Raw genomic sequence first — 15,303 nt, 5'->3', positions numbered from 1 at the left:
TTTAATCTGTCATACTTTTTTCATCAGATTTCTTATTAAGGAACCATTTTTCAGCAAAAAAGATGATTAGGATAGATCCTGCAGCAATAGCTATTAATAAAGGATCTTTTTCAATCTTTATCCATATAAAAGAGAAAAGTACTACAGCATCCAGCACCAGGGCGGCTATAACGATTCCCGGTTTAAAGTCGATTTTATTTTTTAAATTTCTTAATACGCCCCAATGCACAATTATATCCATTACGAGATAATAAATTGCCCCCAGCGATGCAATCCTCGTTAGGTCAAAAAAGATGGTAAGCACAATGGCTATTACCACGATGTACACCAACATATGTTTTTGAATACTGCCGCTCATTCCAAAATGGCTATGGGGGATCAATTTCATATCTGTTAACATAGTTGTCATTCTGGACACTGCAAAGATACTGGCTATCACACCAGACACTGTTGCCACAATAGCAATTGCCACCGTAAACCACAGACCAAACTTGCCAAAAAGGGGCCTTGATGCTTCTGCAAGACTATAATCTTTGGCTTCAATAATTTCAGGAATACTCAAATTAGAAATTACTCCCCAGGAAACCAGTAAATAGGTCACTGCACAAATCAATAAGGAAATAACTATGGTCCTACTTACATTTTTATGCGGATTAACTATTTCCCCACCGCTATTGGTAATGGTTGTAAAACCCTTATAAGCAAGAATAGACAATGCCAAAGCCCCCATATATTCCATAATACCATTTTGCGGCGGGCCAGAGGGAACCAAATCGGTAGCCACAAAACCGGAAGCATAAATTGCCCCACCCGCAAAAATCAATAAGCCGCCGGTCTTTAAAATCGCCATAATAAGAGAGGATTTCCCTATGACTTTATTCCCTAAAATATTAATAAGAAAAGCTATAATCAATAAGCCGACACCGAGCGCCGGAACAAGAAATTTATTATCCTGTGCATCAAATAGCTGTAAAGTATAGGTGCCAAAAGTACGGGCAACCAGACTTTCGTTAATGATCATGGAAAACGTCATTAGTAAAGCCGCAAAAGCCGTTATAATTCCCTTCCCATAGGCCTTTTCTAAATACATGGCTATACCTCCCGCCGATGGAAAGGCATTGGACATTTTTATATAAGAATAGGCACTAAAACCCGAAATAATACCTCCAACTATAAAAGCTATGGGAAAATATTTTCCCGAAAGTTCTGCCACCTGACCCAATAGGGCGAAAATCCCTGCACCAATCATTACATTGGTACCCATGGAAATCGCTCCAACTAAACTAAGACTGTTTTTTTTATAGTTTTGCATCGCTTAAAACCTTATTGACAATCCACCTCCGGCACCGAAGCGGTTGTCGTAACTACCCATTAATGAAAAGTTTTTATCTACAAAATATTCCAGCCCGGCACTCCAGGTTTCTTCTTTCTTAAAATTATCACCTTCGGGCAGGTCATCTACCCAGCCAAAATCGGCCTGAAATTCGTATTTCCCGAATACTGCGAGTCGCGGAAAAATCATAATTTCCCGGGCAAGGCTTATTTGTGGCCTTAATTTATTGTCCACACGTAGGTCGAGTGCAAACATATAGGGGGTAAAATACCGGACACCTCCAATAGCCGTGGTATTGAGTTCTTCCATACTATTCTTCATTTCATTCTCTACATTAACCCCGGCAAACAAGCTTACCCAATCATATAGATAATATTCATAGGAGAATTCAGCTTCAATATTTTGATTCCAGCCATATTCTGCCAGGATGTTAAATTGATTTCTTATATTAGAACTTACTACATTTAATGTCGTCATATGTGAGGCAGCATCCAGCATTCCCCAGGTATAAAATTTATTGGTTTCCCTAATAAGGTTTCTCAATGGGAAAGGCTCTAAACGCTCATCCCTTTTGGTATCATAACTTACCACTCTTGCCATCCCGGAATCTAAATGATAAAGGATGTGACAATGCAGGAACCAATCGCCATATTCATTACCATAGAACTCTATGGTTACTTTTTGCATGGGAGCGACATTCACGGTATGTTTTAAAGGGGAATGCTCGCCGTTTTTATTGATTACCCTAAAAAAATGGCCATGCAGGTGCATAGGGTGGTGCATCATGGTAAGATTGTTAAAGGTGATCCTGGTAACGCCATCCCCTTCAATTTTTATCTTATCGGTTTCAGCAAGCGGCACCCCATTTAAACTCCATACATAGCGATTCATATTTCCAGTTAAATTCAACAGGATTTCTTTTACAGGCGCATCTTCAGGATGGGTAGTGGGGTTTTTGGCTTCCAGGAAATCATAATTAAATTCAGAAAACATATCCATCCCTTCCATATTTTCTTTACCATCCATTTTCATCTGACTGTCCGAAGAATTCGCATCAGACATCTGTCCTTCTTGCTTCATATCCATTGATGTAGAATCCGCCATTTTCATACCACTATGATCCATCCCCTGCATTTCATTGTTCGGTTTCATTTTCATATCATCCATTTGCATTCCCCACTTATCCATCATTTCATAAGGATCTACGTTGCTTGGATTGAATTTTAGGGCGGGTGCACCCATTCTCATATCCATTTTTGCCATTCGTTGCATCATAGCAATTTTATCTGGCTTCGGCACATTAGGTGCAGGAAGAACCCTGCCGGTACCAAGATAGGCCGAAGCCGTACCAGAGCCATCCTGGGCCATAGATTTGAATTCCATTTTTCCGTCTTCGGGAATAGTGACGATAAAGTCATAGGTTTCTGCTACCGCAATAAAAGTTTTATTCTTTTCCACCGGCACTACATCTACACCATCAGCAGAAACCAGCGTAGGCATATTACCTCCAAAGGTCATCCAGAAAGAAGTAGAGGCAGCTCCATTAATAATTCTCATTCTAACTTTTTCCCCGGGTTCGAATTCGGGATATTCAATTTTTTCTTCGCCATTAATTAGAAATGCGGGATAGTAAATGTCTGCAATATCGGCACCTTCCATTCGCTGTCTCCAAAAATCTAATTGTGCGCCTAAAGCACCACGCTTTATTACCTGATTAAGTGGGGTGGCAGTACCTTTTTTAATATTATACCATTCGGTACCCCTTTTAAGAAATCTTAGTACATCTTTTGGTTTTTCATTGGTCCAGTCTGAAAGTACAAGTACCAGTTCTTTGTCATATTCCAATGTTTTTTCCTTGGGATGAATTACCAAAGAGCCAAAAACCCCGCTCTGTTCCTGCAGCATCGTATGGGAATGGTACCAATAAGTACCGTGCTGCTTTATCTCAAATTCATATTTAAAAGTGGTTCCCGGTTTTATGGGAGGCGTGGTTAAATAAGGTACCCCATCAAAGAAATTTGGTAAAATCATCCCGTGCCAGTGTATGGAGGTTTCCACGTCCATGTTATTTTCCACGTAAATTACCGCATATTCTCCTTCGGTAAATTCTAAGGTTGGTCCGGGGATACTCCCATTTATAGTCATTCCCATAACCTCTTTGCCTTCGGCCTTGGTTACTTTCTCCTGATCTATGGTTATATGGTATTCGCGTACCGGTAGATTGTTTATATTTCCTTCTACCGATTTATCTGTATGACGCTGGCCATAAGAACTCAAAACGGAAAATATAAACAGTATTAGTGAAAAGGTAGATTTATTCATGAAAGTAATTTTAATACCCTGATATTATTTTTTTGATTCAGATGAATTTGAGTGAAAGACTATTAATTTTCTTCGTTTTCCAGCCTGTAAATAATCTTTTTCATCTGTGCGATTTCCCGTTCCTGGGCTTCAATAATTTCTTTAGCCAGTTTTTTGGTTTCCGGGTCTTCTATATCTGCACGCTTACTGGTAAGAATGGCAATGGAGTGATGGGGGATCATCGCTTTCATATAAAGAATATCACCAATTATGGGGCGTTGTGCCCTAACCAAGCCTAATGCCGAAACAAACAAGACAAGACTACCAAGATAAATGGCTATATTTTTCTTCTTGTTTTTATACATTTTACGCATTAGCGAAAGCATAATTACTGCCATTGCCGAAATACCCAAACAGGTCATATACAGCCGGGTAAGGCTAAAATATACATGGTCAAACTCATAGGTATTCATATACATAGTGATGTACATGGCTATAAAAGACAAACTGAGCATTAGAAAAAAATTCCGGTAATTGCCCCCATTGTTATGATGCTTCTTATCTTCTGATTTCATTCTTCTGATTTTTAGGTTGATTTTGGTTTTTTTATTTTTTAATCGTCTTTTTTACAGAGCCACATCGCAACATTTTATCGCCAAAATATGGATTATTGACCTCCTCTACATCTGCATACCAATAGGCGCCCTCATTATTGAAAGCCATGGGGCAGAATTTTTTATAAATAGTTCCCCCCGAAAGTGCTTCTTCAAACATAGGGCCTGCTTTTTCTGTAAACGTTGCGAATAATTCCCTTTGCTTTTCCAAATCCTCGGTTTCCGACATTTGTTGGGCCAAAGTTTTCATATTTGCCCGTTCTTTAGAAAAAGATTCAGCCATACTTTGGGCTACATCCTGTACCTGACCGGCATCAGCGTTGGTTAATGCTATTTTAATTTCCAGGTAATTATGCCAGATTTTTCCTGTCATCCCATCTATAAAATCCTGGTCGGCAATATCGGCTGTTTTTTCTTCGGCCTTTTTAACCTCTTCTGGGGTGTCTATTTCTACCGATTGTTTTGCTTTGTTATCAAGGCAGGAAGTAAATACAATCATACTGAATAAAAACACACTAAAACTTAAAAATCTATTTTTCATATCTTGACTGGTTTTAATTTTTTCCTAAATTACTGGTTAGAAAAAAGATATATTGTCATAATTTGGTTAAACATCTATAAAATTTGGTCTAAAGAATTTCTAAAATTTTTATTAAGTTCCTTATATTCAGATAAATTCATCCCTGTTTCTGCTTTAAATTGCCGGGAAAGATAATTTACATTAGTATAATCCAATAGCTCACTTATCTCGGTAAAATTATAGGTCTTGAACTGGATAAGTTCTTTTACCTTTTCAATTTTCAGTTTTATAAAATACTTTTCCACCGTTATATTTTCGGTATAGGAAAAAATTCGACTCAAGCGCGAATAATCAGTTTCGGTTTCTTTGGATAAGTAGCTGGATAAAGTCCCCGTTTTTTGCAGGGGAAGGTTTTCCAAAAGCCGTATAAGACTTTGTTTTACCTTCTCGACTAAAATTTTATCGGATCCCTCCAATATTTCAAAACCATTTTCATCGAGGACCTTTTCTAACTTTTTAGAATCACGAGCTATATTTTTGCTTTTATAAACTACCCGGCCTAGTTCTACTTTTGTTACTTCCACCCCGGCTTCAAGTAACTCGTTTTTAATTACTTTAATACACCGGTTACAGACCATATTTTTAACAAAGACTTCTACCATGATAATTTTTTGGTAATGTTTTTTAAAAATTTATTTTTTATCATACCCTAAGCATTTATTTAAGCTACCACGCCCATGTTTTTCCCAGTAGTCTAACAATATTTTATTTTTTAATCTTTGTGCCTGTCAAGGAAAGAGGCTTTATAAACTAATTAAACAAAAAACACTCTTCCCTCACAGGACTTTAACATCATACTCTCAAAAGAAAAAGATTAACTAACCAATCAATGAAAAAATTCCTTTCCTTTTTTGGGATATGATATTGTTTATTTTAAAAATCCCCTATAAACTATTTTTAAGCTGGGTCATATATTGTATCATTTCTGTTTTTTCTTCTTTGGAAAGTTTCGCATCCCCATGAATAAAAGTGTAGGAGTCCAGTGGCATTTCATCATCTTCAATCTGACTGATGATTGACCGGAGTTTGCTGTTTTTTCTTCGGTCGGAATATTCACCCCATTCATTAAAATTCAATTCATCTTTTCCTTCTTTTATATGATCCTCTAAAAACCAGGCAGCTGGTTGTATTTTATTGTACCAAGGGTATGCTGTATTGTTGCTATGGCAATCATAACAGGAAACCTTTAATTTATCCTGTACGTCTTTCGGGACATTGTTCACCAGCATAAAATCTGATTTTGGCACCACTTCACTTTGGTTGCGATTGGTGGGCACAAACTGGATGCCCACCAACACAACTAAAAAAACCAGTGCAATGATTTTGATTGTCTTCATTTAGTTAATTTCTCTTTGCACCTCTCCGCAATCCATCATTTTACTTCCATAATAGGGATTTTTGATTTCTTTGGTTACACTCAACCACTGTGCACCTTTGTTATTATTGTACATCGGGCAATAAGCTTGGTACAACTTTTGGCTGGTTCCGACAATGTCAATCAGGTCTATCATGTCCTTGCTCAAAATGTCGAAATGTTCCCGCTGGTGGCCTATGGGGCTTTCCGCAATGTGTTCGGCATGCTCAGTGGCGTCTTCTATGATATCTTGCAGTTCTTGTTGGTCGTTCTGTTCGTAGTTTTCCGTTTTAAAGGTCTTTAACTGTCCCACCATTTTTTCCCCGGCTTTGGCCGCGGCCTCCTGATCGTCATTTACCAAGGCATTTTTAAGCTCCAAGTATGTGGTCAGGCTGGCATCGGTTTGGGCAGCATTGCTGCTTTCCATCCTGTTTTCTTCCATCGGGACAGCGCGCTCGGTCGCCGCGTCTTCAATAGTTGTATTGCTGTTTTTCTCGTTGTTCTTGCAAGAAGTGCTTATTACGGCAAATGCCATAGCCATCACTCCCAAACTTACTTTTACTGTTTTCATTTTTCTTGTTTTTAAAAGGTTGATATTTCTGTTACTGCAATTAATTAAATTTTCCGGATGCCATAAAACACAGCCCGGAACTTAGTATTTTACTTGGTTGTTCGACCGGAAACAAAAAAAGCACTTACCGGCTTTCCTTTTCCCCAGTCCTTATTTTTATACGCTGTTCCACGTCGCTTACATAGATGAGCCCGTCCCCGCTTTTGCCAGTACGGGCACTTACTTTTATAATATTTACAATTTTATCTACATCCTCTTTTTCGCACACTATCTCCATTTTAATGACTTTGCTGTGCATAAATGGAAAATTCAAGCTGGGGGAAGCGGTTTTGGAATCAGTGTAATCACCAACCCCCTCGCCCTGAAATACTGTAAAACAACAAAAGTTTTCTTCCCGCAGGTTCAGGGTTACTTCACTAAGTCTTTCAGGTCTAATAAAGGCTTTGATCTCATTCATATCTTCTAAATTTAAGTTGAAATAAGTTTTGTTATGCTTAGCTCTTTTTTGCGTAAGCTGTGTAATTCACCTCTGAATTAAAGTAGCCAACCCGGCCATTCGCGTCAAGCAGTACAATAAAGGCTTCGGTTTTATCCACTCTTTCCCCTGTTTGGGGATCGGTCGCCATCCTTGCAGATTCTTCGTTGTTCAAGGTGCCAACGCACATCTCACAGCAGCCGTAATAGGTTTTCCCATTTACCGGGACAGGGATTTGCGGTTTGGCCATATAAGCATCGTTCACCATACATACCAGGTCATTGGGCAGTTTGTCCCCTACCCGGTAATCTATAGTGGATTTTTCTACGGCGGCAGTGACCGGTTCCATTTCCATAGGCGGCATCACTTCTTTTTGTGCTTTTTCTTCTTTTTGCTTTTCAGTGAAAGAATTGCAGCCAACCAGCAATACCGTCAGCTAGAACAATGTCATGATAACTTTAATTGAATTTTTCATTGTAGCCTTGTTTTTGTGCCTGCAAAATGGATAGCCCCATAAAAAAGAGTCTATCCATACCTTGCAGGACTTTATTAATTGATAGTTTCTTTTACACTACCACATTTCAGCATTTTCTGACCCATATATGGATTCTTGATTGCCTTTTCATTGGAAAGCCAATAGCCGCCATTGTTGGAATTGGCCATGGGGCAATATTCCAGGTAGATTTCGCCTTTGGCAAGCTTCCCATTTTTAACAAGTTTTGCCATTTCATTGCTCAAGGCATTGAAATTTCCGCGTTGATCTTCTAGGGAAGTGGCACCGGCCATTTTTGAAGCTGTTTCGCGTGCCGCATCCGCATTTTCCACATTTGCCAAAGCTTTTTTGAGCATAACTGAATGATCAATGGCTTTTTCTTCATCTGAAGCCACCAAGGCATCTTTTACCTCAAGGTAATGCCCATAAGCAGCGCCCAGATCTTTGTCTTTGAACTTAGGCGACATTTGCATTTCTTCACCATGACCAGCCATATTGTCGTGGTCGTGTTGTGCATAAACTCCCATGCTTAACAAAGTTAGAAGGAGCATCATCATTGTTCTTTTCATCTTAATAAGTTTTAAAGGTTATAAAAATTTGTTCTTCCCTGCTTTAGTTTATAGTTTCCACGATTTCGCCGCAGGTTAACATTGCGCTACCGTAATAAGGGTTTTTGATCTCTTCTGAACGGCTGAGCCAGTAGGCTCCCGCATTGTCATCTGCCATAGGGCAAAATTGCTTATAAACGGTCTGTCCCACTCCAAAAAGTTGCATCGCTTTGCTCAAATGGGCAGACAGGTGTTTAAAATGATCCCGCTGAGTAGAAATATCTTCACTCTCCGTTATTTTTTCCGCAGCACCAATTACTTCTTTTGAAATCAGCATCCAGTGGTTATGGGCTTCACGATCCTCTAAAAGACTCATATCTATCTTGTTCATTGCTTCCAGTACTTTATTTGCAGTTGCTTGGGCGGTTTTGGCCTCATCTTCCACCAGGGCGTTTTTCAACTTCAAATATTGATCAAAAACGCCATTTAGCTGGTTGGTGAACTCTTCAGGTACCACGATGCGTTCCTGCATTTCGGTATGGTCAACGTTGCCGGTTCCTGCCGTTTCCATATTGGCATTACCCTCGCTACCTGCCATGTCCATACCGGCGTGGCCCTCGTGACCGGTAGATGTCTTGCCTCCGTCCTTGTTCATCATAGACTTTTTGCCCTGGAGTTGTGCGGCAGCATCTACGGTAAAGGCACCGTTTACCACAATGCGCTCTCCGGTACTCAAGCCATCTGTAACCGCATAATTACCACCCGCTGCGGCACCCAGGCTCACTTCCCTCATTTCAAAGACAGGCCTGTCTGGATTGGGTTGTACGTAAACCAGCGAACGTTCCCCGGTCCACATCACGGCCGATTTTGGCACTGTAATAAGCTGGGGTTCTTCAATATCTGCATTTTTTTTCTTGGCCGGTGCCACTTTTCCACGCACGAACATTCCGGGTTTTAGACGACCTTCCTTATTGGGCAGGACTGCACGTACAGTTACCGTACGGGTGGCAGTATTAAGCAGTGGTTCAATAAAAGTAATGGGCACTTCATATTCTTTTCCCGGCAAGGCATTGGCAGTCACGCTAATCTGTTGCCCTTCTTCAAGCTGGGCAATCTGGTTTTCATAAGCATCAAATTGTGCCCATACAATACTAAGGTTGGCAATCTCATAAAGGGACTGGCCCTGCTCTACATAATCACCTTCTTCCACCAGTTTTTCGGTCACCGTACCTGAAACCGTAGCATAAATAGGGAAATATTCTTTAACTTCCCCAGAAGCTTCAATTTCTTCAATTTGCTTGTCGCTGAGTTTCCATAATTTCAATTTTCGGCGTACAGATTCGTATAACCGGGACTGAGAGTCCTTCATCCCCGCAGCGGTAAGCAATTCCTGCTGGGCAGAGACCAGCTCTGGGGAATAAATAGTGGCCAACACCTGCCCGCGGCGTACTTCCTCCCCGGTGTAATTTATATAAAGTTTTTCTATCCTGCCGCCAAAATAAGAAGCCTGCACACTTTTCACCTTTTCGTTCTCCACGATCTTCCCGGAGAGCACCAGGTCGTGATCCCCTAAGAGGCTATCGCCGATCTCCACGGTGTGGATATTGGCCAGAGCCAGGGCGGTTTCAGACATTTCTATTTGTTGCGGCCCAACCTCGCCGCCGCCACTCTCGGCAGGGATAAGGTCCATCCCGCAAATGGGGCAATCGCCCGGTTCGGGCTGCATAATCTGCGGGTGCATAGAGCAGGTCCACAGCTGGTTTTCCTCCTCGTGATTGTGTTCTTCTGTAGTGGCTGTTTCGACATTTTTTTCAGACGAATTGCCACCAAAGAACAGATAGCCAAGGAGCAATCCTGCTAACACTAATCCGGTGTAAATGATATATTTCTTCATCGTTTTTGTTTTAATTTATTCTGAATTATTCACTTAAATAATTAATGTTCGCACTGGCTTGGTAATAGTTTTTTACCGCTTCTATCAGGTTCAGCTCAAAATTTAGCTGTAACTCCTGTACGTCCAGCACATCATTGAAATCTATGGTACCGGTTTCGTAATTCCGCCTGAGGATTTCTTCGGCATCATTGGCTTGCTCGATGTTGAGCAGTTGGGTACGGTAGCTTATGCGAGACTCTGCCCTATTGCTCACAGCCGTTTCCAGGCGCGACACCAATTCGTTGTGCCGGTTCTCCCGTTGTGCATTTAGCTCACGTTGCTTCAGTTCATTTTGCCGCGTAACCGATTTGTATTTATTACCGAAAATTGGAACCGTGATAGAGACCATCGGCATCAGGATGTCTTTACCACTATCCGGGGCTTGCATCGCAGTGGCTTCTCCAACCGAAACGTAATCCAGGCCAAAACCCAAATCTGGCAAAGCTTCCTTTCGGTTCATCTTTTCTGCTTCCCCTACCGATTGATACAGCTTGTCAAAACGCAACAACTCCGGGTGCACCTGTGGCACTTCTGGCAACTGTATCGGGTCTTCCTTTGGCACCGCCAGGGAGTCGTAAACTTCTACCGCGGCACCGGGTTCAGTATTGAGCAGGGTATTGAAAGTGGCTTTTTCCGACTTAAACTCTTCATCGAAGTTTTCAAAACGTTCCCGTAGCTGGTTTTGCCGCATTTGCAGACGAAGCACATCTACCGATGAAGCCTGGTTCACTTCCAGGGAAGTAAGCGCAAGCTGCTCATAGGCTTCCAGCAACTCTATATTTTCTTCCAGTACCCGTTGCTTTGCCCTAATGGCGTAAAGCCTGTAATAATTTTCGGTCACATTTAAAAGCAGTTGTCGCTGGGCCGTGGCAATTTCCACATATTGGGCATCGGCAAGGCTTGATGCATAATTCTCCCTTGCCGTGATAGTCCCAAACCACGGAATCATTTGTTGCACCGATAGTTTGTACTGCTGCGGGCCTGTTCGGGTCTCTGGTTCGCTGGCGAAATAGCCTACACTGAACTTGGTTTCCGGGAGTACCCCAACTTCTTCAATCCTCTCCCGGGCCGTTTCATAGCGCAGTTCAAACGCTTGTATCTCCGGGTTGTTTTCCAAAGCCTGGGTAAGGTAAGGCTGAAGCTGCTGGGCTGTTCCTGTAAGAAAAAAGAAAAGAGAGACAAGCACCGTCAGCATTTCGCTTCTTCTATTCAATTTTATTATTAAAATATCTTTTGATTTCATAGTAAAAGGCTTTCTTCTATTTTCTGTTTTCAATTCTCTTGTCATTATTTGCCGTCTCCAGGGTTTTTATGCCGGCTTCTTTTCTCCAACTAAATAACACCGGCACTACAAACAATGTGATTAATGCTATAGACATACCTCCAACCGCGGGGATGGCCATAGGGATCATAATATCACTTCCACGCCCAGAAGACGTCAGTACGGGCAAGAGCGCCAGAATTGTTGTAGCCGTGGTCATCAAGGCGGGACGAACACGCTTAGAACCTGCTTGCACCACCGATTTACGAATTTCTTCCCGGTCCTTGGGCTCATTCCTATCAAAAGTTTGGGTAAGATAGGTACCCATTACCACGCCATCATCAGTAGCGATACCAAAGAGGGCGATAAAGCCCACCCATACGGCCACACTCAGGTTTATAGTTTTTATCTGGAACATATCCCGAAGGTTTTCGCCAAAAAAGTCGAAATTCAGGAACCAACCTTGTCCGTAGAGCCAGATGAGGATAAACCCACCGGAAAATGCTACTAAGATTCCGCTAAAAATCATCAAAGAAGTTGATACTTTTTTGAACTGAAAGTACAGGATCAAAAAGATAATCATTAGTGCCAGCGGCACCACAACACTCAGCGTCTTTTCAGCGCGAATCTGGTTCTCGTAAGTTCCCGTGAAATTATAACTGAGGCCTTTGGGCACTCTAAGCTCCCCGTTATTGATTTTATCCTGAATAAGGGTCTGGGCATTTTCTACTACATCCACTTCGGCAAAACCATCCTGTTTATCAAAAAGCACATAGCCTATAAGGAAAGTATCCTCGCTTTTTATTACCTGTGGCCCCTGCTCATAACGGATATCTACCAACTCATCTAACGGCACCGGCGAGCCGCCCTCAACCGGAACATAGATATTGCCCATATCTTCCGGGCTGTCACGCAATTCCCTTGGGTAGCGTACGCGTACACCGTAGCGTTCACGACCTTCGACGGTTTGGCTTAGACGTTTTCCACCAACGGCAACTTCGAGGAGTTGCTGCACCTCTTCTATGCTAATACCATAACGAGCCAAACGTTCACGCTTGATATCAAGGAGCAGGTAAGGTTTTCCAACAATACGGTCGGCAAAAACGGCTTCGTCTTTTACACCTTCCACTTCCTTTAACAGGTCTTCCAGTTGGAGGCCAAAATCTTCTATTTGTCGAAGGTTTTGTCCCTGTACTTTGATTCCCATAGGTGCACGCATCCCCGTTTGAAGCATTACCAGCCGTGTCTCGATAGGCTGCAGCTTGGGTGCCGAGGTTACCCCCGGCAGCTTGGTGGCGGCGGTGATCTCGTTCCAGATATCATCTGGTGACTCTATTTCAGGGCGCCAGTTACGGTAATATTCGCCGTCATCATCTGGAATGAGTTGTTTGTTTTTTACGCGGTGGAATTCCACGATTTCGCTGTCATTATAACTGCCAGCAGCATCTTCGTCCACCTCTAAACTTGGGTTTATTGCTAATTTGCCATTTTTTAGCTTAAATAACCCGTCTTCATTTAGCTGGTAACGCTGGCGTTCGCCAAGTTCATTCAGCATATATTCAGGTTTGTATTGGATTGTATTTTCATACATGGATATAGGTGCCGGGTCCAGGGCTGACTCTGTACGACCTGCTTTGCCCACTACCGTCTCGATTTCGGGTATAGCGGCCACGGCCATATCCAGTTGTTGCAAGACCCGTTTGTTCTCCTCTACACCTGCATGGGGCAGCGAAGTGGGCATCAACAAGAAGGAGCCTTCATTGAGCGAGGGCATAAATTCCTGCCCGATGTTGCGCATAATCATAAAACCGAGGATAACCAAAACGGTGGGCACCGATAAGAACAGCAACTTATTGCTCAAGGCCCAATTGAGGATGCGGGTATAAAATTTTTGGAACAGGGCAAAAACACCCAGCAAACCAAAGGCGATAACCCCTACCACAATAAAATTCCAGAAAACACTTTTTTCCAGACCCAACGGACGCCAATACTCGGCTAAAAGTAGCACTATGGCAAAAGCCGAAATAGCAATATTGATAGCATTTGATCTTTTGGGACTTATTTTCTTCTTTAGAAGCAAAATTCCAGTTACGCCAAAAGCGATTAGAACAATCCCTATGAAATATCCAAAAACAATAGCGGTAAGCCCTGCAATTATCAGAATCCCCTGTATTACCCAGCCCGCGGAAGTACGCCGGGTGCGTTTCTTAAAGAAAGATGCGGCAAATGGCGGAATAAGGAAAAGCGCAACCACGAGGGAAGCCACCAGTGCCATGGTCTTGGTAAATGCCAGTGGGCGGAAAAGTTTCCCCTCTGCGCCCACCATGGTAAAGACCGGCAGGAAACTGATGATGGTGGTAAGTACCGCTGTCATAATTGCCCCGGAAACCTCGGCAGTGGCATTGTACACGATTTCATTCGTGGTCAAATATTTCCGTTCTTTGTCCTGATCGAGATGGCGGATGATATTTTCAGATAAAATCACGCCCACATCAACCATGGTTCCAATAGCAATAGCAATCCCGGAAAGGGCCACGATATTGGCATCGACATTAAAGAACTTCATCGAGATGAAGACCATTAAAACCGCTACTGGCAATAAACCGGAAATGAGGATGGAGGCCCGTAGGTTAAAAACCATAACAATAATTACGAGTACCGTAATCAGGATTTCCAATGTAAGGGCTTCATTAAGTGTGCCCAGGGTTTCCTGAATCAGTTGTGTGCGATCGTAAAATGGAACAATAGTTACCTGCGACTCGCGACCATCTTCCAGCACCTTGGTGGGCAGACCCGGGCTAAGTTCATTTATTTTATCCTTTACATTATTTATTACTTCCAACGGATTTGCACCATAACGGGCCACAACCACTCCGCCAACCACCTCGGCACCTTCTTTGTCCAGGATACCACGGCGGGTTTCCGGACCTAGGTTTACTTTGGCGATGTCGCTTATTTTGATACTGGTAAATTCTTCTGAAGTTACCACGGCATTTTCAATATCTTCTATTTCCTGAACGTAGCCCAGCCCACGTACCAAATATTCGGCTTGATTTATTTCCAGGGTTTGTGCACCAATATCACGGTTGGTTTCCTTTACTGCCTTTACCACCTGTGCCAGGGAAATATCGTATTGGCGCATTAGTTCGGGGTCTACGTCTATTTGATATTCCTGCACATAGCCACCTATGGATCCAACTTCGGAAACCCCGCTGGCACCGGAAAGTCCATATTTCACATAATAATCCTGAATGCTTCGCAGTTCGTGTAAATCCCAGCCACCGGTAACATTGCCATCTTTGTCACGTCCTTCTAAGGTGTACCAAAAAACCTGGCCCAGCCCAGTTGCATCGGGACCCAGGGCAGGGTTTACGCCTTCGGGAAGCAGGTTTGCCGGCAGGGAATTGAGTTTTTCCAAAATCCGGCTCCGGCTCCAGTAAAATTCAATATCTTCTTCAAAAATGATGTAGATACTGGAAAAACCAAACATAGAGGAACTCCTGATGGTTTTTACACCGGGAATACCCAAAAGTGAAGTGGTAAGCGGATAGGTAATCTGGTCTTCGATATCCTGTGGGGATTTTCCTTCCCAATTCGTAAAAACAATTTGCTGGTTCTCGCCAATATCGGGAATGGCATCTACTGCCACGGGGTCTCGTGGAATTAACCCGGTTTCCCAATTAAACGGTGCATTCACCACGCCCCAGCCTACAAAAAGGACCAGGAGGATAATTGCTACTAGTTTGTTTTCTATAAGAAATTTTATGCCTTTATTTAGCATCTTTATTGATAATTAAACAGTTATACATGGAATAACCTTCTGATAAAATTAGAAAATTA

Annotated in this window: 13 protein-coding genes; all 13 read right to left on the bottom strand. The window is 42.3% G+C overall.

Features of this window, described 5'->3' with window-relative positions; genetic code table 11:
- Position 1: 1 nt before the first annotated feature.
- The 13 genes from BUA71_RS00330 to BUA71_RS00270 all read right to left on the bottom strand — a co-directional run bounded on the left by BUA71_RS00330 (position 2) and on the right by BUA71_RS00270 (position 15,244).
- A complete protein-coding gene (locus tag BUA71_RS00330; RefSeq protein WP_072875626.1) occupies positions 2-1,312 on the bottom strand; it encodes an APC family permease in 1,311 nt (436 codons plus the stop codon).
- A gap of 3 nt (positions 1,313-1,315) precedes the next feature.
- On the bottom strand, positions 1,316-3,655 hold the full coding sequence (locus BUA71_RS00325; protein WP_072875624.1) for a multicopper oxidase domain-containing protein: 2,340 nt from the start codon (positions 3,653-3,655) through the stop codon (positions 1,316-1,318).
- A gap of 62 nt (positions 3,656-3,717) precedes the next feature.
- The gene (locus BUA71_RS00320; protein ID WP_072875622.1) at positions 3,718-4,209 is read right to left on the bottom strand and encodes a DUF305 domain-containing protein; all 492 of its coding nucleotides are present in this window, start codon (positions 4,207-4,209) and stop codon (positions 3,718-3,720) included.
- A 31-nt stretch (positions 4,210-4,240) separates the two neighbouring features.
- Positions 4,241-4,789 (bottom strand): DUF3347 domain-containing protein, encoded by a 549-nt coding sequence (locus BUA71_RS00315; protein ID WP_072875620.1) that lies wholly within the window; start codon positions 4,787-4,789, stop codon positions 4,241-4,243.
- 74 nt (positions 4,790-4,863) lie between these two features.
- Positions 4,864-5,433, bottom strand: a complete 570-nt coding sequence (locus tag BUA71_RS00310) for a helix-turn-helix domain-containing protein (protein WP_133548487.1) — start codon at positions 5,431-5,433, stop codon at positions 4,864-4,866.
- Positions 5,434-5,712: 279 nt separating this feature from the next.
- Positions 5,713-6,165 (bottom strand): heme-binding domain-containing protein, encoded by a 453-nt coding sequence (locus BUA71_RS00305; protein ID WP_034892144.1) that lies wholly within the window; start codon positions 6,163-6,165, stop codon positions 5,713-5,715.
- Entirely contained in the window at positions 6,166-6,753 is a 588-nt protein-coding gene (locus BUA71_RS00300) for a DUF3347 domain-containing protein (RefSeq protein WP_034894378.1), read from the bottom strand.
- A gap of 124 nt (positions 6,754-6,877) precedes the next feature.
- Positions 6,878-7,210 carry a P-II family nitrogen regulator gene (locus BUA71_RS00295; protein ID WP_072875616.1) on the bottom strand — a complete coding sequence of 111 codons (333 nt, stop codon included), beginning with the start codon at positions 7,208-7,210 and terminating at the stop codon, positions 6,878-6,880.
- A 37-nt stretch (positions 7,211-7,247) separates the two neighbouring features.
- Positions 7,248-7,655, bottom strand: coding sequence for a hypothetical protein (locus tag BUA71_RS17565; RefSeq protein ID WP_175545919.1), 408 nt, complete (start codon positions 7,653-7,655; stop codon positions 7,248-7,250).
- 122 nt (positions 7,656-7,777) lie between these two features.
- The gene (locus BUA71_RS00285) at positions 7,778-8,248 is read right to left on the bottom strand and encodes a DUF3347 domain-containing protein (protein ID WP_217653596.1); all 471 of its coding nucleotides are present in this window, start codon (positions 8,246-8,248) and stop codon (positions 7,778-7,780) included.
- Positions 8,249-8,333: 85 nt separating this feature from the next.
- Positions 8,334-10,163: an efflux RND transporter periplasmic adaptor subunit gene (locus BUA71_RS00280; protein ID WP_072875612.1), complete on the bottom strand. Its 1,830-nt coding sequence runs from the start codon at positions 10,161-10,163 to the stop codon at positions 8,334-8,336.
- A 25-nt stretch (positions 10,164-10,188) separates the two neighbouring features.
- The gene (locus tag BUA71_RS00275; protein WP_083572024.1) at positions 10,189-11,445 is read right to left on the bottom strand and encodes a TolC family protein; all 1,257 of its coding nucleotides are present in this window, start codon (positions 11,443-11,445) and stop codon (positions 10,189-10,191) included.
- Between the two features lie 16 nt (positions 11,446-11,461).
- Entirely contained in the window at positions 11,462-15,244 is a 3,783-nt protein-coding gene (locus tag BUA71_RS00270; RefSeq protein ID WP_072875610.1) for an efflux RND transporter permease subunit, read from the bottom strand.
- Between the last annotated feature and the right edge of the window lie 59 nt (positions 15,245-15,303).

The sequence above is a fragment of the Salegentibacter echinorum genome, assembly GCF_900129445.1.
Lineage (GTDB): Bacteria > Bacteroidota > Bacteroidia > Flavobacteriales > Flavobacteriaceae > Salegentibacter > Salegentibacter echinorum.
Note: the sequence above shows the minus strand (reverse complement) of the source record. Positions and strands in the feature narration are given on the sequence as shown.